This is a genomic window from Hymenobacter defluvii, assembly GCF_017589435.1.
Classification (GTDB): domain Bacteria; phylum Bacteroidota; class Bacteroidia; order Cytophagales; family Hymenobacteraceae; genus Hymenobacter; species Hymenobacter profundi.
This window is the reverse complement of record NZ_JAGETX010000002.1, coordinates 99,405-116,827: the sequence shown is the minus strand read 5'-3', so window position 1 is coordinate 116,827 and position 17,423 is coordinate 99,405. Positions and strand designations below refer to the sequence as shown.

12 protein-coding genes and 1 riboswitch are annotated in these 17,423 nt (G+C 57.5%); of the genes, 5 read left to right on the top strand and 7 right to left on the bottom strand.

All coding sequences use genetic code 11. The features are described 5' to 3' along the window. Positions 1-27: 27 nt before the first annotated feature. Entirely contained in the window at positions 28-3,468 is a 3,441-nt protein-coding gene (locus J4D97_RS04645; protein ID WP_208306577.1) for a gliding motility-associated C-terminal domain-containing protein, read from the bottom strand. A gap of 63 nt (positions 3,469-3,531) precedes the next feature. Between J4D97_RS04645 and J4D97_RS04640 the strand changes: the two genes are divergently transcribed. The 3 genes from J4D97_RS04640 (at position 3,532) to J4D97_RS04630 (ending at position 7,653) form a co-directional block, all read left to right on the top strand. After that, positions 3,532-4,791, top strand: coding sequence for an endonuclease/exonuclease/phosphatase family protein (locus tag J4D97_RS04640; protein ID WP_208306576.1), 1,260 nt, complete (start codon positions 3,532-3,534; stop codon positions 4,789-4,791). A 230-nt stretch (positions 4,792-5,021) separates the two neighbouring features. Next, on the top strand, positions 5,022-6,524 hold the full coding sequence (gene cysS / locus J4D97_RS04635) for a cysteine--tRNA ligase (protein ID WP_208306575.1): 1,503 nt from the start codon (positions 5,022-5,024) through the stop codon (positions 6,522-6,524). A gap of 106 nt (positions 6,525-6,630) precedes the next feature. After that, positions 6,631-7,653, top strand: a complete 1,023-nt coding sequence (locus J4D97_RS04630) for a M28 family peptidase (protein WP_208306574.1) — start codon at positions 6,631-6,633, stop codon at positions 7,651-7,653. A 57-nt stretch (positions 7,654-7,710) separates the two neighbouring features. On the opposite strand, the gene J4D97_RS04625 is transcribed toward J4D97_RS04630, so the two are convergent. The 4 genes from J4D97_RS04625 to J4D97_RS04610 all read right to left on the bottom strand — a co-directional run bounded on the left by J4D97_RS04625 (position 7,711) and on the right by J4D97_RS04610 (position 12,304). Then, on the bottom strand, positions 7,711-8,613 hold the full coding sequence (locus J4D97_RS04625) for a S66 peptidase family protein (RefSeq protein WP_208306573.1): 903 nt from the start codon (positions 8,611-8,613) through the stop codon (positions 7,711-7,713). Between the two features lie 68 nt (positions 8,614-8,681). Continuing rightward, on the bottom strand, positions 8,682-9,716 hold the full coding sequence (gene metX, locus J4D97_RS04620; protein WP_208306572.1) for a homoserine O-acetyltransferase MetX: 1,035 nt from the start codon (positions 9,714-9,716) through the stop codon (positions 8,682-8,684). 237 nt (positions 9,717-9,953) lie between these two features. Further along, complete coding sequence (locus tag J4D97_RS04615) at positions 9,954-11,333, bottom strand: O-acetylhomoserine aminocarboxypropyltransferase/cysteine synthase family protein (protein WP_208306571.1); 1,380 nt, start codon at positions 11,331-11,333, stop codon at positions 9,954-9,956. A 339-nt stretch (positions 11,334-11,672) separates the two neighbouring features. After that, positions 11,673-11,789: riboswitch (SAM riboswitch) on the bottom strand. Between the two features lie 212 nt (positions 11,790-12,001). Further along, the gene (locus tag J4D97_RS04610; protein ID WP_185281461.1) at positions 12,002-12,304 is read right to left on the bottom strand and encodes a LysM peptidoglycan-binding domain-containing protein; all 303 of its coding nucleotides are present in this window, start codon (positions 12,302-12,304) and stop codon (positions 12,002-12,004) included. A gap of 227 nt (positions 12,305-12,531) precedes the next feature. Between J4D97_RS04610 and J4D97_RS04605 the strand changes: the two genes are divergently transcribed. After that, the gene (locus tag J4D97_RS04605) at positions 12,532-12,939 is read left to right on the top strand and encodes a hypothetical protein (protein ID WP_185281460.1); all 408 of its coding nucleotides are present in this window, start codon (positions 12,532-12,534) and stop codon (positions 12,937-12,939) included. A 106-nt stretch (positions 12,940-13,045) separates the two neighbouring features. On the opposite strand, the gene J4D97_RS04600 is transcribed toward J4D97_RS04605, so the two are convergent. Further along, entirely contained in the window at positions 13,046-14,125 is a 1,080-nt protein-coding gene (locus tag J4D97_RS04600) for a lysylphosphatidylglycerol synthase transmembrane domain-containing protein (protein WP_208306570.1), read from the bottom strand. A 216-nt stretch (positions 14,126-14,341) separates the two neighbouring features. Here J4D97_RS04600 and dxs point away from each other — a divergent pair, with 216 nt between their 5' ends. After that, a complete protein-coding gene (gene dxs / locus J4D97_RS04595; RefSeq protein WP_208306569.1) occupies positions 14,342-16,285 on the top strand; it encodes a 1-deoxy-D-xylulose-5-phosphate synthase in 1,944 nt (647 codons plus the stop codon). Positions 16,286-16,843: 558 nt separating this feature from the next. Here dxs and J4D97_RS04590 read toward each other — a convergent pair. Further along, on the bottom strand, positions 16,844-17,422 hold the full coding sequence (locus tag J4D97_RS04590; protein WP_208306568.1) for a hypothetical protein: 579 nt from the start codon (positions 17,420-17,422) through the stop codon (positions 16,844-16,846). Position 17,423 lies beyond the last annotated feature (1 nt).

The window sequence follows — 17,423 nt, the reverse complement described above, 5'->3', positions numbered from 1 at the left end:
GCAGGATTGATTATTCTCGCAACATACTCAACGTCTGACTTCTACCCAACCTTTAATCGTGCGGCCGGCCGTGTCGCGGAGGTGATAATAGTACACCCCATCCGGCAGATTGTCGGCGTGCCAGTCGTTGCGGTACGTCTCGGTTTCATACACTTTCGTGCCCCAGCGGTTGAACATTTTCAGGGCGGCTGGCTGGCAGCTGAAGCGCGGCACAAAGGTTTCGTTTTTGGTGTCGTGGTTGGGCGTAAAAATATTAGGCACGAACACGTCGCCTACCTCCACGGGGGCAAACTGCGTCACGACCACGCAATTGGCGTAGCGTGCCGTTAGCTGCACGCGGTAGCTGCCGCCTTTGGTGTACTCGTGGCTGGGGTTGGCGTCGGTGGATTTCGTGTTGTCGCCGAAGTCCCACTCATAGCTGCCGCCGGGTAGTATCGGCTCAAACTGCACGGTGAACGGGGCCAACCCCGCGTACTGTGGGGCGGCGGTGCATTCGGGTACGTTCAGGACCACGTTGGAGGCAGAAACGGGGGCTAGTACTACCTGTTGGGTGCCGGTGTTTTCGCAGCCATCAAGGGTAGCGTAGCGGTAGGTGAGCGTGATGTTAGCGCCTTTGCCCTTGGTATCGGGTGGCGTGAACATGCCGCTAGACGACACGCCTGTACCGGACCACGTGCCCCCGGCCGGAGAAGCCGCCGGCAGCTGAAAGGCTTGCGGCTGATCGGCGCAGAGCGTGATGACTGGGTTGGTGGTAATGATAGGGAGCGGCTGCACCGTGACGGCCATCGTAGACACCGTGCAGCTCACCGTGTCGGCGAGCGAATACGTGAGCGTGTGCGTGCCCGCACCAGCCCGGCTGGGGGTAAAGCTGTTGTTTGCAACGCCAGGACCACTCCAGGTGCCACCGGCTACGGCGGCCGCAAGGGGTAGGGCCGCCGTGCTGCTTACGCATAGGGTAGGCATGGCTGTAAGAGCGACGGGCAACGTGCCCGTTATCACGTAGCGCACGGTGGTGCTGCTCACGCAGGTGCCCGTAACGGGGGCGGAGTAGGTAAGGAAGTAGGAGCCTGCACTCAGGTTGGCCGGCGAGAATTGGTAGGAGCCCGAAGCGGTTCGGGTCACGCCAGGGCCGCTCCAGGTGCCACCGGCGGGCGTGCCGCCCAACGTCATAGGAGACGCGCTGGCGCACACGTAGCGCACCGGGCCGGGGTTGGAGCGCACCGGCAGGAAGTCAATCTTGAACGCGGCATTGTTGCAGTTGCTGCTGCGGTTGGTGCTGGAATACGTGCTGGCGCCAGGTGGTATAGGGAAACTGGAATTGCCCCCGCAACCACCGCACACAGCCTGGTACACCACGCCCCGCTTATCGAAGCGCGAGGTACCACCATCCACGTGTTCCCCAGAGCGGCCTGTGCCACCAAAGAAGGTAGCGTACTCCAGCCGCACCATGCCCGGCGTAAACTGGGCCAGGTAGAAGTCGGAGCCGTCGGTTTCTTTTTGAATGGCGTTGGCCGTTGTAGGCAGGCTGTAGGTGTTGCCGCTGTAGTTGGTGTTGCCGCCCCAACCGCTGATATAAATCCGCTCACACTCGTCTACCAGAAAAGCCGTGGGCGAAATGTTGGGGTCGGCGGCGCCCGAGCCGAAGGTGCTGATGTATTCGCTGCGCGTGAGGTTGTGGTCGAGCTTCTGCACAAACTGATGGCCGTTCGGGACGCCATACACGCCCGCGGTAGCCGTCATCCGGCCACGTGTCTGACCCAGAATATAGACGTTCTCATCCCCATCAAGCTGCAAAAAATACGCTTGGTCGGTGGCGCTGGTACCCAGGTAGGTGAGGTGCTCCAAAGTAGCGCCATCGGCGCTGATGTGGGCCGCAAACCCATCGATGCCACCTTGGCGGGTAGGGCGGTAGCTGCCGGTGGTGCCGGGCAGGTTGCTGCTGACAGTACCACCGCAGATAAAGACTTCGTGCGCCTTATCTACTTGAATGGAGTAGGCCGCGTCGTTGCCGGCACCGCCCAAATACGTACTCCACGCCAGCGTGCGCAGATCAGCCGAGAACTTGCAGATAACCGCATCGGAAAGACCGCCCCCCATACGGCGCTGGAAGCCCGTGGCCGGAAAGTTGTTGCCAGTAGTGGAAGAAGCCAGGTATACATTGCCCTCGGCATCGGTGGTGACATCGCCCCGAAACTGGTCGCCGTAGTTCTGCACCAGGTCATCACCAATACGCTCCAGGATGCCGTCGTTGGCGGAGCTGCCCAGGTAGGTAGAGGCCAGCAAGGCGCTGCCGTTGGCGCTGAGCTTGCTGATGATGATGTCGGAGCCGCCGGGGTAGTCCAGGCCCGGATCGGGGGTGAAGGTGGTGCCGCCGTTGTAAGTGCGGTCGTAGGCGCCGACGCTGGTTGGGTAATTGCCGGAACTGGTAGAACCCAGTATCACCAGCTCACCCTGCGGATTCACTACTAGGCTCTGCGGCACCTCGGCGCCGCTACCTCCTATGTAAGTGGCGTATAACCGGGCGGCGGTGCCGCCCACGCTGGTGTTGTATTTAATGATGCCAATATCGGTATTGCCGCTCCAACTGGCGCTATACGCCCCACGCGACACTGGGAAGCCGAGGGCGAATACCGTACCGCCCGAATACATGTTGCCCTGGGCATCGTAGGTAGCCGTGAAGCCCCAGTTGTCGGCCGTGGAGCCGGTGAACGACGAAAACTCCAGGGTAGGGTCGATTACGAGCGGCAGGCGGTGGTCGTACTTGTCCAGCTGAAACGTGAGCGTGTTGCCGGTGAGCACAAAAGCCACCGGCACGGCCACGCGACGACCGTTGCGCTCCTGCCAGGCCTGCGGTGCCTGCTCCGTTACGTGGCCCACGCTGGTGGTAATTACCAGGTTGCCGTGGTCGAGGCGCAGCTGGGCACCGTCGTAGCGCAGGCTGATTTGCTCGGGCTGGGCGCCGGGCTGCACCGTGAAATCGTACTCCAGTAGCTGCCGGCTGTTTTCATACAGTCGCATCCCAATGCCAGGGTAAAGCTTGTCGTAGCGTACCGTGTGGTAGCCCTGCGCGGCGCTGGCCCAATGCTCTTCCTGGTTGCCCAGGAAATAGTTGCGCTGCCCGGCAGTGGGCTCTTCTCCTTGCAGCACGGCATCGGGGTTGGCTCCCACAAACTCCACGCTGTAAGCATGCGCGCGTACTTGGTCGGTGATTTCCGCCGCTACGTGGTCGTGGTGGGCACGCAGGGCCGCCGGGTCCACGAAGGTGTAGGTGAAGCGGGTAGGGCTCAGAAACAGGCGGCCAGCGGGTAGCTCGGCCGCAAAAGCGGCTTGGTCGTTCCACTGCCCGCGGTTCTCCACAAACTCCAGCGTGCGCGCATCCGGCGTAGCAGACGCAAACGCCGGTAGGGTGCTGGTAATCAAACTAGTAATCAAAGCGCACAAGCCAGTGCGTAGGGTAGAAATAAGCATAGGCGGATAAAGTAAAAACGCAGGTAATGTACGGACAAAAAACTGTTTCCTGCCCTTCCAAAGTTGCCAAAAGATCAGGCTTGTAGTGCTTCCGCTGTCGCCAATCCGCCCCGAAATCCTACCTTTGCCAGCGGACCCGCGTTGCCGGCGCAGGCCTGCTTTTCCGCCGATTTTCGTGGCCTGTGCCACGCCGTAGTGCCTGTGCGTCGTTCCTTTGCTTTTAAGTCTACCCTGCTCATCATCCTGTGGGTGCTGGTGGCCATTGCCTGCATGCAAGTGCCGGCCCGCACGTTCTGGCCTGCGGCGTTTGGCGCTCTTACCCTGCCGGTGGCGTTGGGCTTCAACGTGGGCGCCCTGTTCTACTGGCTGCTGCGTAGCTGGCGGGTAGCAGCGTTGCCGCTGTTGGTGGCGGTGCTCACGTGGCCGCATTTTCAGCGGGGGCTGGCCCTGCACCCCTTGCACGTGGTGCCGCCTACCAGCGCGCCTGGCCAGCTGGTGCGAGTGCTCAGCGCCAACGTGCGCATTTTCAATGTATACCCACAGCTACGCGATGCGGGCCTCACTTCCTCTCGCCGGCTGATTGAGTGGGTTGCCACCAACCCGGCCGATATCATCTGCCTGCAAGAGTTCTACAACGAGCCCAAAGCCACTCAGGATGGCGACGTGTTCAATGCTGTACGACGCATTGGGCCGGCGCAGGGTAGGGAAGTGTTCGTGTCGAAATCATTGACAAACAGTATAGGGGCGGAATTTGGGTTAGCCATTTTCTCGCGGTTCCCGATTGTCAACCGCGGCACCATTTCCTTTGGCAAGCTCACGCAGAACCACGCCATGTTTGCCGACCTGCGCCTACCCTCCGGCGACACAGTGCGGGTGTTCAACTTTCACCTGCAAAGCATGAGCATGGAGGAGCGCGACATTGTGGACAGCTACTCCAGCAAGGCCGGGTTCAAGCAGAAAGGCCGTGGGCTGCTGGCGCGGTTCCGGCGCGGCATGGTGGCGCGCAGCGTGCAGATCGACTCGCTTACGCGCCGCTTCGACCGTAGCCCCTACCCACTACTACTCTGCGCCGACCTCAACGACCTGCCCTATAGTTACAGCTACGACCAACTAGCCGACCGCTACCAAAACGCCTGGGCCAGCATCGGCAACGGGGTAGGGGCCACCTACAACGGCCGCATACCCTTCGTGCGCATCGACAATCAATTTGTGAGCGATGAGTGGACCATCGACGACGTGCAGGTGCACCGCGAAATTCCGTATTCCGACCACTTTCCACTCACGGCGCGCTACCGTTTGCACGTGTCAACACCGTCAAAGTAGGGTTATGTACTGGCTATTGAACTTTATATACTGTTGAGCTTCGACTTTATACTACGCAAACTGACTTTTGTACTTAGTTGCGTCATAAAACAAGAAAAAACAGGACGCCGGAAACGAAACGGCCTCGAACTAGTTAGCTGTTCTTACTCGCTAATTGTTTGTCTGACGGCCGCACACAAAATCAGTGCAAGCCGCTGAATCAGCAATATCTGCGATTTACCTTTGCCTTCATGGAGCACCCGCTTTCCCTCTACAATACCCTCACGCGCCGCAAGGCCCCGTTCGAACCTCTACACGCGCCGTTTGTGGGTGTGTATCTGTGCGGCCCTACCGTCTACAGCGAGGCGCACCTAGGCAATGCCCGTGGCCCGGTGGTGTTTGATGTGCTGACGCGCTACCTGCGCTACCTTGGCTACACCGTGCGCTACGTGCGCAACATCACCGACGTAGGCCACCTCGAAAGCGACGCCGACGAGGGTGAGGACAAACTGGCAAAGAAGGCCCGCGCCCAGCAGCTGGAGCCCATGCAAGTGGCCGAAACCTACGCCCACCGCTACCACCACCACATGGCGCAGTTGGGCAACTTGCCGCCCGACATCGAGCCTCGCGCCTCTGGCCACATCACCGAGCAAATCACGATGATCGAGGAAATCATTGCCAATGGATTTGCCTACGAGGTGAACGGCTCAGTGTATTTCGATGTGCCTACCTACAACGACAGCCACAACTACGGCAAGCTCTCCAACCGCAACATCGACGAGCTGCTGGCCGGCACCCGCGACAACTTGGCGGGCCAGAGCGAGAAACGCTCCCCGCTGGACTTTGCGTTGTGGAAAAACGCGTCGCCCGAGCACATTATGCGCTGGCCCTCACCCTGGGGCGAAGGCTTTCCGGGCTGGCACCTGGAGTGCTCGGCCATGAGCCGCAAGTACCTGGGCAAGGAGTTCGACATCCACGGCGGCGGGCTGGACCTGATGTTTCCGCACCACGAGTGCGAAATTGCCCAGAGCCAAGCCAGTCACTCGCACACCGATGAGTCGCAGGTATGGATGCACAACAACATGATTACGGTGAACGGCACGAAGATGAGCAAGTCGACGGGCAACTTCATCACCCTCACCGACTTGTTTGCCGGCACCACCGAGGCGCTGTCGCAGGTGTTTTCGCCCATGGTGGTGCGCTTCTTCCTGCTGCAAGCCCACTACCGCTCGCCCGTAGATGTGACGGAGGAAGGCTTGCAAGCCGCCCGCAAAGGCTACCGTAAGCTCATGAACGGCCTGCGCCTACTCGACAAGCTGGCCCTACCCGAAGGTACCGAGCGCGCCCCCGACACCGAAAAGGCCGATGCTGAGTTGCGCAAGCTGACGGCCGACTGCTTCGTGGGCCTCAACGACGACCTGAACACGGCCCGCTGCGTGGCCAGCCTGTTCAACCTGCTGCGCAAGCTGAACGGCTACGGAGCCAATCTGGCTACCCTCGCCAACGTGAGCGAGGCTGCGTTGCAGGAAACTACCGCTGCCTACCGTGCGTTGGTGACCGACATTCTGGGCCTGGCCGACGAGCCTCGCGCCGACGCCGAGCAACTGCTGCACCTCACGCTGCACTTCTATCAAGAAGCCAAAGCTGCCAAAGACTACGTAAAAGTGGACGAAATCCGGGCCGCGCTTAAAGAGCAGGGCATTGTAGTGAAAGACACCAAAGCAGGTGTTGATTGGGCGTACAGCGAAGAGTAGGTTGTCGTTAACGCAATACGTTTTGACGTAGAAAATCACTTCGTCTGACCGACATTCCGGGCTTGTCGAGGAATGACGTTCTTAGCGCGCTATTTATTTCAATAAAATGACCCAAAAATTCTCCTGGCTGGCTCCTGCGCTGGCGTTGCTGCTGCTCGTAACGGGTTGTAAGAAAGACAACCAGGCCGAAACCACCGCCACCGCACCCGAAACGCCTGCCCTACCCAAAGCCCCCGCTTTCAATGCCGACTCGGCCTATGCCTACACGGCCAAGCAGGTAGCGTTTGGGCCGCGCGTGCCCAACTCAAAAGCCCACGTAGCCACCGGCAATTGGATTGTAGACAAGTTTAAAAGCTTTGGGCTAAGTGTACGCGAGCAGCCGTTTGAGGCGATGGCGTTTGATGGTAAGATGCTGCGCAGCCGCAACATCATTGCGCAGTTCAACCCGCAGGCGGGGCGGCGCGTGGCGGTGTTTGCCCACTGGGACACGCGCCCGTTTGCTGATAAAGACAAAGAGAACAAAAACGCCCCGCTCGATGGGGCCAGCGACGGCGCCAGCGGCGTGGGCATTGCTTTGGAAATGGCCCGCCAGCTCAGCATGCAGCCCGATAGCCTGGAGCCCAATGTGGGCGTCGACTTTATCCTGTTCGACTCAGAAGACTACGGTTATGACGAATCGACCCAGAGCGACCTGAAAAACCGCATTACCGACGGTACCGATAGCTGGTGCCTGGGCTCACAGTATTGGGCCAAGAATAAGGTGCCGGCCAACTACAACCCCAGCTTCGGCATTCTGCTGGATATGGTAGGCGCCCAAAACGCCAAATTCAGCCGCGAGGAGCTGTCGGTGCAGAACGCCAAAGACGTAGTAGATAAGGTGTGGAATAATGCCTCCAACCTTGGCTACTCCGACTACTTCCTGTTCCAAAGTGCCCCGGGCATCGACGACGACCACGTGTACACCAACCAAGCCGGTGTGCGCACCATCGACATCATCGACCACCTACCCGTCGGCGACGAGTACTTCCCCGCCTACCACCACACCACCCTCGATAATATGGACATCATCGACAAGCGCACGCTAAAAGCCGTGGGCCAAACGGTGCTGACGACGATTTACGGAGAGTAAACAAGTTATCCATAAAAGCAAAGGGCCACCGCGTTACAACGCGGTGGCCCTTTGCTTTTATAAGTACTGTAGTTGTGTACCGTCCTCACCTACTACCAACCGTGCCCGGCGCCCCACTACCAGCGCCATATTCTCGGGCTCGTGGCCTACCGGGAAGCCGTACGCTACCGGGAAATTATACTTGCTGGCGTAGGTAGCAATGATTTCCTCGGGCGTCTGCCCGAAAGGCACTGTATTGTCCTGCGGAGCCGAGAAGTGACCCACCACCAAGCCCGCCAGATTACGCAGCTTGCCAGTGCGGTCAAGGTGCACCAGCATCCGGTCGATGCTGTAGAGATACTCCTCTACATCCTCCAAAAACAAGATGTGTCCGGCCGTAGATACATCGGAAGCGGTGCCGGTAATGGTTTGGAGCAGGCTAAGGTTGCCGCCTACCAACTCACCTTCGGCCGTACCTAAGCGGTTGAGCGGGTGCGACGGCACAGCATACGAAACCGGCTCCCCGAATAGCACCCGCCGCAGACTTTCCAACGATGCCTCACCGCCCGCCTGATGAAATAGCAGCGGCATCACGCCGTGGATGCTCGCGTGGCCCAGGGCCAGCAAATGGCAGTTCAGAGCCGTGATGTCGCTGAAGCCGGCTACCCATTTAGGGTTGGCAGCGAAGCCAGAAAAGTCTACCTGGTCGAGGATGCGGGTGGTACCGTAGCCACCCCGCGCCACCAGAACCGCGCGGATATCGGAGCGGTCCAGCATCTGCTGCAAATCCTGCCGGCGTACATCATCGGAGCCGCCAAACTGATGCTGCGCGACGTTAGTGGACGCGCCCAGCACTACCTCCAGCCCCCATGCGGTGAGGGTTTCTACGGCGGCGGCCAGTTCTTCGTGCGAGGCTTTACGGGCGGTGCAAACAATGGCTACCCGGTCACCGGGGCGTAGGGCAGGAGGGAGGGTAGGCATGGCGTAATAGCTGGTTCGGCACAAACCTACTCAACAAACACACTACTTATATAGGTGAGCAAGTGTAGCTACTGGGCTAGCGCAGTGGCATAGAACTGCGCCAAGTGGTGCGCAATCTGCTCTACCTCAATCAAAAAGCCATCGTGCCCGTAGCGGGAGTCCATTTCGGCGTAGGTGGCGCCGGGAATGTGCTGCGCTAGGAATTGCTGCTCGCTGGGCGGAAACAGCACATCGGAAGAAATACCCAGCACCAGCGTATGCGCCCGGATGCGGGCCAGCGCTTCTGCTGCGCCTCCTCGTTCTCTACCCAAATTGTGCGAGTCCATAGCCCTCGATAGCGTTACGTAAGAATACGCATCGAAACGGGCCGCGAGCTTTTGGCCCTGGTAGCGCTGGTAGGCGCTGGCGCGGAAATCAGTGAGCTTCTCGTCAGTTTCTTCCTGCTGCGTTTGGCCGTAGGCATCGTAGGTGCGGTAGCTGAGGAGCGCTACGGCCCGAGCTGCTTGCAAGCCAGCCTGGCCGCCCTCGGGTGTGGCCGCGTGGTAGGTAGGGTCAGCCAGAATGGCCATGCGTTGGGCTTCGTTGAAGGCAATGCCCCAGGGCGAATGCCGGGCGCTGGTAGCCAGCACCACCAAATGCTCGAATAAAGCAGGCTGCTGCACGGCCCACTCCAAGGCTTGTTGCCCGCCTAGCGAGCCACCTATCAGCGTATGAATTTGTGTGATGCCCAGGTGCTGGCACAACAACTCGTGGGCGGCCACCTGGTCGCGGATGGTGACCAGGGGAAACGTCTGGTAGGGCGCCGGCGCGCCGGGCGCGGCTGGCGTGAGCGGCCCCGTGGAGCCGTAGCAGGAGCCCAGCACATTGGCGCACACGATAAACCAGTCGGCCGGATCGTAGTAAAAGCCCGCACCAAACAAGCCGGGCCACCACGTCAGCACGTCGGCGTTGGCCGTGAGGGCGTGGCACACCCATATCACATTGGTGCCAGCGGCATTCAGCGTACCCCAGGTGCAGTAAGACACCTGCATCTGGGGTAGGGAGGTGCCACTCTCCAGCGGAAAGGGCTCAGGTGATACAAAAAGGTGAGTTGAATCCTCCATAAAACGCGAAAAGCAGGCAGTGGTACCGGCCGCCGTATTGCGTCCGGTACGCACTTCCTGCGCATAGAATATACCTCAAATTGGAGCCGGTGCCGAGGGAACGTTTAAAAGTCCCACCCCAAAAACAAAACCCAGTCGGCACCGGACCAATTAGATTGTCATTTCGAACGCAGTGAGAAATCTGAGTGAAGACGCCAAGTTTTACTCAGATTTCTCACTGCGTTCGAAATGACAGGCTTATACTTCCAGTGGCTGAACGTGCTCCTTGGCTGGCTTTTGCAGCGCCTCCTCCGACTCGTCGGGGGTAGCGAGGTTTTTCACCGCATCAAAAGCTTGTTGCAGGTCACCTTTGATGTCTTCGAAGTGCTCTATGCCTACTGAGAGGCGCAGGGAGGTAGGCGTCACGCCCGAGGCTAGCTGCTCTGCTTCCGACAACTGCTGGTGCGTGGTAGCCGAAGGCTGGATGATGAGCGTTTTGGCATCGCCTACGTTGGCCAAGTGGCTTACTAGCTTCAGGTTATCGATGAACTGAGTAGCCGTTTCCTTCGAGCCTTTGATGCTGAACGTAAGCACGCCGCCTGCTCCTTTGGGCAGGTATTTCTGCGCCAGAGGGTAGTAGGGGCTGCTTTGTAGACCAGGGTAGTTCACCGATTCCACTTGCGGATGCTGCTCCAGCCAGTTCGCAATTTTCAGGGTGTTTTCTACCGTGCGCTCCACGCGCAATGAGAGCGTTTCCAGGCCAATCAGCAACTGCCAGGAGTTGAAGGGGCTGATGGCGGGACCAAAGTCGCGCAGGCCCTCTACCCGTGCCCGAATGGCAAAAGCGATGTTGCCAAATGGCCCGCCTACCCCAAATACGTCGTTGAACACCAGACCGTGGTAGCCATCGGAAGGCTCTGTGAACTGCGGGAACTTGCCGTTGCCGAAGTCATACTTGCCGCCGTCTACAATCACGCCGCCCACGCTGGTGCCGTGGCCGCCAATCCACTTCGTGGCCGATTCTACCACGATGTGCGCGCCGTGCTCCAGGGGGCGGAACAGGTAACCACCTGCCCCGAAGGTGTTGTCTACTACCACCGGCAGGTCATGCTTTTTGGCAATAGCCGTAATCTTCTCGAAATCTGGAATGCTGAAGCTCGGGTTGCCAATGGTTTCCAGGTAGATAGCCTTGGTTTTGTCGTCAATCAGCTTCTCAAATTCCTCGGGCTTGTCGCCATCGGCGAAACGCACTTCAATGCCCAGCCGCTTAAATGCTACCTTAAACTGGTTGTAGGTGCCACCATAGAGGTAGGTGGTGCTCACGAAGTTGTCGCCGGCCTGCAAGATGTTGTTGAGGGCGATGAACTGCGCCGCCTGACCCGAACCTACTGCCACAGCCGCTACCCCGCCTTCCAGAGCCGCCACACGCTGCTCAAACACGTCGGTGGTGGGGTTCATCAGGCGGGTGTAGATGTTGCCAAACTCCTTCAGTGCAAACAGGTTAGCACCGTGCTCAGCGTTTTTGAAGACGTAGGAAGTAGTCTGGTACAAGGGTACAGCACGAGCGCCCGTGGTAGGGTCGGGTTGTTGGCCAGCGTGGAGTTGGAGGGTTTCGAAGTGGAGGTTCTGCGTAGACATATGGAAAACGAAAAAACGAGTCAGAGAAGAAGAAAAAAAGCAGGATTTGGAAACTCCAGGGGCTGTCGGAGCCGGGCCAGGGACGCAGCAGGGTGTGCGTCGGAGGAGAGGGGCCGCTCGTGCGCAAGGCATGAAGCGGCGTGCTGGCAAGGGAAAGGAGCGATGCGCGCTACGGCAGCATCAAAAAGCTACATCCGACAACCCCAACACATTCGCATTCGCACCGGCGCAGTAGCCCGTGAAACGCAAGAACCCGCAAAAATTTCGGAACGCGACGAGGCGGCCGGAGTGTGCGAGTAGGTAGGGATGATGTCGGAAGAAAGCAACATGTGGTACTCAAGGTTATAGTTCCCGCCGGCAATACGCCAAGCGGGCAGGAATTGGCACCTGTCGCGCTTCCGCGGATGGTTGCCAGTGGGTCACGGAGCCTGTTCTCTCGCCACTTCTGTATAAATCTCAAAAAAACTACCCCAGCGTGTTGGGGGAGTACCGGGTTGGTGGTTGCAAATGTAAAGGCAGGATTTTAAAATCCAAACTTTAACGAAAATATTTTTTCGACACGACGGCCGGAAATGCAATGGGTCTGCGAGGGCCGTAGGAGAGAGGGATATACAAGAAAAAAGCCGCTTTCTGCTACAGAAAGCGGCTTTTTGATATATTGGGTTAGCTTAGAGCTTAGGCAATTGTAACACTTGGCCCACCTCGATTTTGTCCGGGTTGCTGCCAATAGTGCCTTTGTTGGCGTCGTAAATCTGGTGCCACTTGCTGGCGTCGCCGTAGTGGTTTTTGGCAATTTTGGAGAGCGAGTCGCCGCTTACTACCGTGTAGGTTTCGCTCGTGGTAGCTGCTGCGGTAGTGGTATCGGCTTTGCTGTTGCCGAAGAAATCGGTGTCGGCATTGGCGTTGGGCGTCCCGGCGGCAGGGGCAACAGGTTTTTCTTCGCCTTTATTCAGAAAATCAAAGAGTCCCATGATATATCAAATGCTAGGAGGTGAGGGAACTAGGAAAAACTGCATGTGGCTGAGCCTCATACGGTCTTGCGTAACTTACGCTTGCCGAGCATTTTGGTTGTGCGGAGCACAGAGGCGCTTGTGTGTGGTAAACTCTTTCGGGCTGGGGGCGTAGAAGTCGCAATATCGGCGCAGTGCTATACCGTATTGTGCGGTTTGCTTTTATTCACCCCATTTCACTCCTCCCTATGAAACGTTCTCCTCTTTCTTACCTAGCCAGCCTGTTGGTACTAGTGTCTCTATTCATGGCTAGCTGTAGCTCAGAAAACAAAGTAGGCGAAACCAACCTGCTCTATGGCACCGACAGCAAAACCTGGACAACTGACAAAGAAACCAATGCCGCCGGCGAAAAAGTGGCCCAAACCAGCGCCGACAAGAAAACAGAGCTAAAATTCTACTCCAATGGTTCGTTCAATATGTCGTCGCCCGCGCAGAGCATGCAGGGCAACTACACCTTCGACCAAACGGCCAAGAAAATTACCCTCACGCCTACTGGCGCGCCCAATTCTATGACGTTCGACGTGGTGAACCTGACCAAGGATGAAATTACGCTGAAAGCTCCCGACGGCTCGCAGATGATGCTGGAAGCTCAATAGAAATATTGGGTTTTAAGTGTCGAATGAGCTTTGACACACAACACAAAAGGCCCGCTGACGAAGATAGTCAGCGGGCCTTTTGTGTTGTGTAGGAGGGGTAGGCTCGTTACGACGCTATAACCTCGGCCGCTGCTCGCCGGCCAAACACCCGGCCTACCCACCGCGGCAGGAAAATGGCGCCGAATACCAGGTACAGGTAGTAGGTAGTGATGCGATAGAGTAGCACAATGAAATTGGTCATGGTGGGCGTGCCAATGAACTTGCCGAAGAAGGTAGGGAAAGCACCTTCGGCAATACCTGCGCCACCGGGCGTAATAGCCAGCAACAGAATTACTTTGTAGGTAAGGTTGCGGGCGAAAATCATGGCAAAATCGTGGCCCGTAACCTGGATGAAAGCGGCAATAATGCAGCCGATAACCGCGTAGCGGGCCGTCCAGACGAAAATGGTAGAGAAGATGGCGCGCAGCCAGTAGCCCGCGCCGTTGCCACGCAGCTGGGCCGAGGCCGCTACCATCTCGGCGCCGTGCTGGTAGGCGCTGCCACGCCACCGTCGCAGCAGCTGCCACGAAAAGAACCGCACCAGAAACCGTCGCACCGATATGGGGTTGATAAACAGCGCGTACAACATCAGCCCGGAGTAGAGCGACACCATCACGTAGCTCAGCACAAAGGCAATTTGCAAAGTAGTGATGAGGCCGCTGTGCAGGGTTTCGTCGGGGTAGAGGCCCTCGCCGGCCAGCAACACCACTAGCGGAACCAGCACCACATAGTACATATTATCCAGCAGGGCCGTCACCATCACATAGGCCAGCGATTTGCCTAACGTAATGCCTTCTTTATTCAGCAGAAAGGGTGCTACCGAGGTGCCGCCTACTGCTGAGGGTAGAACACAGGAGGCAAATTCCCAGACCATAATTACCTCCATGCTAGCCCGCCAGCTTAATACTTTCTCCGAAATGTGCCGGATGCGGTACATATAGCCCGCATCGCGGGCAATAAGCACGAGTAGGGTGATAAATAACCAGTGCAATTTTGCATTGGCCAGTGGGGCAAGGTCGCCGGGCTTGTAGCTGCGCCAGAACATGAAGCCCACTACACTCAGCCCCAGCAGCACTGGCAGCACGATGCGCGAAGGGCGCAGTTTGTGAAGCAGTTGCTGTTCCTGAGAGTCTTCAATAGGTGGCATATGCAGGTAGGGTAGGGAAAACAAAAGTAGGTATTAATCAGGCTGGCCCGGAATTGGTTGCTAGGCAGTAAGTCAGGAGCAAGGTATCGTACAACCGCGCCTTCGGAAAAGTCGTACCTTTGTCTAGTGTACGGCATGTAACGTATGGTTGGGTTCGAGCAACGTCATCCGGCCGATTAACCGACACTATTTCTAGCTTATTCTGCTCTCTCTACGATGATTGTTGAACCTGGTCCCCTGCTGGCAGCAATAGACTCGCCCGACGACTTAAAAAAGCTCAGCCCCGAGCAGCTCGTACAGCTCAGCCAGGAACTCCGACAATTCATTATTGATTCTGTTTCCATCTACGGCGGACACTTCGGTGCTTCACTGGGCGTGGTGGAGCTTACAGTGGCTTTGCACTACGTTTTCAATACCCCTTACGACCAATTGGTGTGGGATGTGGGCCACCAGGCCTATGGTCACAAAATCTTAACAGGCCGCCGCAACCAGTTTCCTACCAACCGCCGCTACCACGGCATGTCGGGCTTCCCGAAACGCACCGAGAGTGAGTACGACGCCTTTGGGGTAGGGCACAGCAGTACCAGCATTGGCGCTGCGCTGGGCATGGCCGTGGCCAGCGAGTACAAAGGTGAGCACGACCGCCAGCACATTGCCGTGATTGGCGACGGCGCCATGACGGCCGGTATGGCTTTCGAAGCCCTTAACCACGCCGGGGTAGAAAACTCCAACCTACTGGTGGTGCTCAACGACAACTGCATGAGCATCGACCCCAACGTGGGCGCACTCAAGGAATACCTCACCGACATCACTACCTCCCGCACCTACAACAAAGTGCGCGACGAGCTGTGGAACGTGCTGGGTAAGCTGTCCAAATTTGGCCCAAACCCTCAGCAAATTGCCCGCCGAGTAGAGCAGGCCATGAAGGCTACCTTGCTGAAGCAAGGCAACCTGTTCGAGGCATTGAAGTTCCGTTACTTCGGCCCAGTAGATGGACATGATGTGCAGCACCTTGTCACCATCATGCGCGACCTCAAGAACATTCCCGGCCCCAAACTACTGCACTGTGTGACAGTGAAGGGCAAAGGTTACGCACTGGCTGAGAAGGACCAGACGCTGTGGCACGCGCCGGGCTTGTTCGACAAGATTACGGGCGAGATCTACAAGAAAACTCCCGACAAGCCCCAGCCGCCCAAGTACCAGGATGTATTCGGGCATACGCTGGTAGAACTGGCCGAGCAAAACGACAAAGTAATGGGCGTGACGCCCGCCATGCCGTCGGGCTCGTCGATGAATATTATGATGAAGGCCATGCCCGACCGCGCCTTCGACGTGGGCATTGCCGAGCAGCACGCCGTTACGTTTTCGGCCGGGCTAGCTACCCAGGGGTTGGTGCCGTTCTGCAACATCTACTCGTCGTTTATGCAGCGCGCCTACGACCAAGTGGTGCACGACGTGGCCCTGCAAAACCTGCACGTCGTATTCTGCCTTGACCGCGCCGGGTTTGCCGGCGCCGATGGCCCTACCCACCACGGCGCCTACGACCTGTCGTACATGCGCTCGATTCCGAATATGGTGGTAGCCGCTCCCATGAACGAGGAAGAGCTGCGCAACCTGATGTACACGGCCCAACTACCCGAAAACGCAGGTCCATTCACCATTCGCTACCCCCGCGGCGAGGGCGTGATGCCGGAGTGGCGCACGCCGCTCAAGAAGTTGACGGTAGGCACGGGTCGCGTGGTGCGCAAGGGCCAAGGCGTGGCTATCCTGACCATCGGCCACATTGGCAACTACGCCGTGCGCGCCACCAAGGAACTAGCCGCCGAAGGCCTCAGCACTGGTCACTACGACATGCGCTTCTGCAAGCCGCTGGATGAGGAAATGCTACACGACGTATTCAGTCGCTACCGCGCCATCGTGACGGTAGAAGACGGCTGCCTACCCGGCGGCTTCGGCTCGGCGGTGCTGGAGTTCATGGCCGACCACGGCTACTCCCTACCCGTGCGCCGCCTCGGCATCCCCGACCGGGTGGTGGAACACGGCACCCAAGACGAGCTATACAAGGAGTGCGGCTTCGACGCAGCCGGTATCGCCGCCGCCGTGCGCGAGATGAGCGGGAAGATAGAAGCTCTAGCGCCGGTGGAAAAGGTGTTGCTGTAAGAAACTACCAGATAAAAAGTATGTTATCCTGAGCTTGCGAAGGACCTTCTTACGATAGAACGACGAGCGTAACAGCAATTAATTCTGCGAGATAAGGTCCTTCGTAAGCTCAAGATGATATGGATAAGCCTCCCAGATATTGTGTCTGGTGAGGCTTTTTTCATTATGCTGCTGGCGTTTCGCATCTTTTCCGAATAACAGTCAAAATTCGTTCTTGAATGTCACCCATGATATAGTCCGGCCATAGAACAGCATAGAAGTTAAGACGAGCACTAAGATGCTGGCGGCTGTAAAGGATAAGACGAGTTTGGGTAGGCGATATTGCTTGCAACTTGTACGTACCGTGCAATACATCAAAATAATGCCCGCCGATAATTACGTGCTCATCGAAGGTAGTAGGTGGGATAGTAGTAGTAGGTTGGATGCTAAATGCTAGAAGCCGTTGGGGTTCCCACGCGTCCACTATTTCAATAAATTCTACGCCGCGCTCGAAGGTAGCATGACGCACACCGCCTACGCCCTCATGGGTGAGCGTGGCCTCTACGGGACGCGGAAAGCCTAGCTTATTACCAGGCTAGGGCTTAACTCGGCACTAGAAATAGTAGGGACGCGGGTAATATGCTGCCAGACGACAGAAGTGGGTGCTTGAATCAGAATAGTGTTTTCGACACGGCGAAAATCGGTTGGAGCCACATACCACGTCTCGAAAGTGCCTGCTAAGAAAGGAGCTATGACGAAGGCGGTAAGCGCGAACGATTGATTACGGGGTGGACGTTTGGAAGTCCACATATCATATAGGTTGGCCCCAATTGTAGCTGTAAACATGAACAGCGGCAAAATCATGAGCACGCAAATCATGTCTTCTAGATGGAATAATAAGGTAGTTGATAGGAACAATAGAACCGTCAGTAGAGGATTCCAAAATAGTCGCCAGGTACCAGAAGTAGCCTTCGGAGTAAAGTGGGCTGATACCGCTCCGAGGGAAGTAGGCATTACGACCAAAAATCCTAATGTGAGTAAGCCACCAGCACCATCAAAAATGCTTGTTGCGAATACATAACAAGAGAATAACGCGAAGAATAGCCCGATACCGCTAACTATTAAATAAGGCTTGTAATGGCGTGCAACAGAAATCATA

Bases quoted from the DNA above. Each gene is read 5' to 3' on its own strand.
- J4D97_RS04645 (WP_208306577.1), bottom strand. From the start codon at position 3,468: ATGCTTATTTCTACCCTACGCACTGGCTTGTGCGCTTTGATTACTAGT.
- cysS (WP_208306575.1), top strand. From the start codon at position 5,022: ATGGAGCACCCGCTTTCCCTCTACAATACCCTCACGCGCCGCAAGGCC.
- J4D97_RS04630 (WP_208306574.1), top strand. From the start codon at position 6,631: ATGACCCAAAAATTCTCCTGGCTGGCTCCTGCGCTGGCGTTGCTGCTG.
- J4D97_RS04625 (WP_208306573.1), bottom strand. From the start codon at position 8,613: ATGCCTACCCTCCCTCCTGCCCTACGCCCCGGTGACCGGGTAGCCATT.
- metX (WP_208306572.1), bottom strand. From the start codon at position 9,716: ATGGAGGATTCAACTCACCTTTTTGTATCACCTGAGCCCTTTCCGCTG.
- J4D97_RS04615 (WP_208306571.1), bottom strand. From the start codon at position 11,333: ATGTCTACGCAGAACCTCCACTTCGAAACCCTCCAACTCCACGCTGGC.
- J4D97_RS04610 (WP_185281461.1), bottom strand. From the start codon at position 12,304: ATGGGACTCTTTGATTTTCTGAATAAAGGCGAAGAAAAACCTGTTGCC.
- J4D97_RS04605 (WP_185281460.1), top strand. From the start codon at position 12,532: ATGAAACGTTCTCCTCTTTCTTACCTAGCCAGCCTGTTGGTACTAGTG.
- J4D97_RS04600 (WP_208306570.1), bottom strand. From the start codon at position 14,125: ATGCCACCTATTGAAGACTCTCAGGAACAGCAACTGCTTCACAAACTG.
- dxs (WP_208306569.1), top strand. From the start codon at position 14,342: ATGATTGTTGAACCTGGTCCCCTGCTGGCAGCAATAGACTCGCCCGAC.
- J4D97_RS04590 (WP_208306568.1), bottom strand. From the start codon at position 17,422: ATGATTTCTGTTGCACGCCATTACAAGCCTTATTTAATAGTTAGCGGT.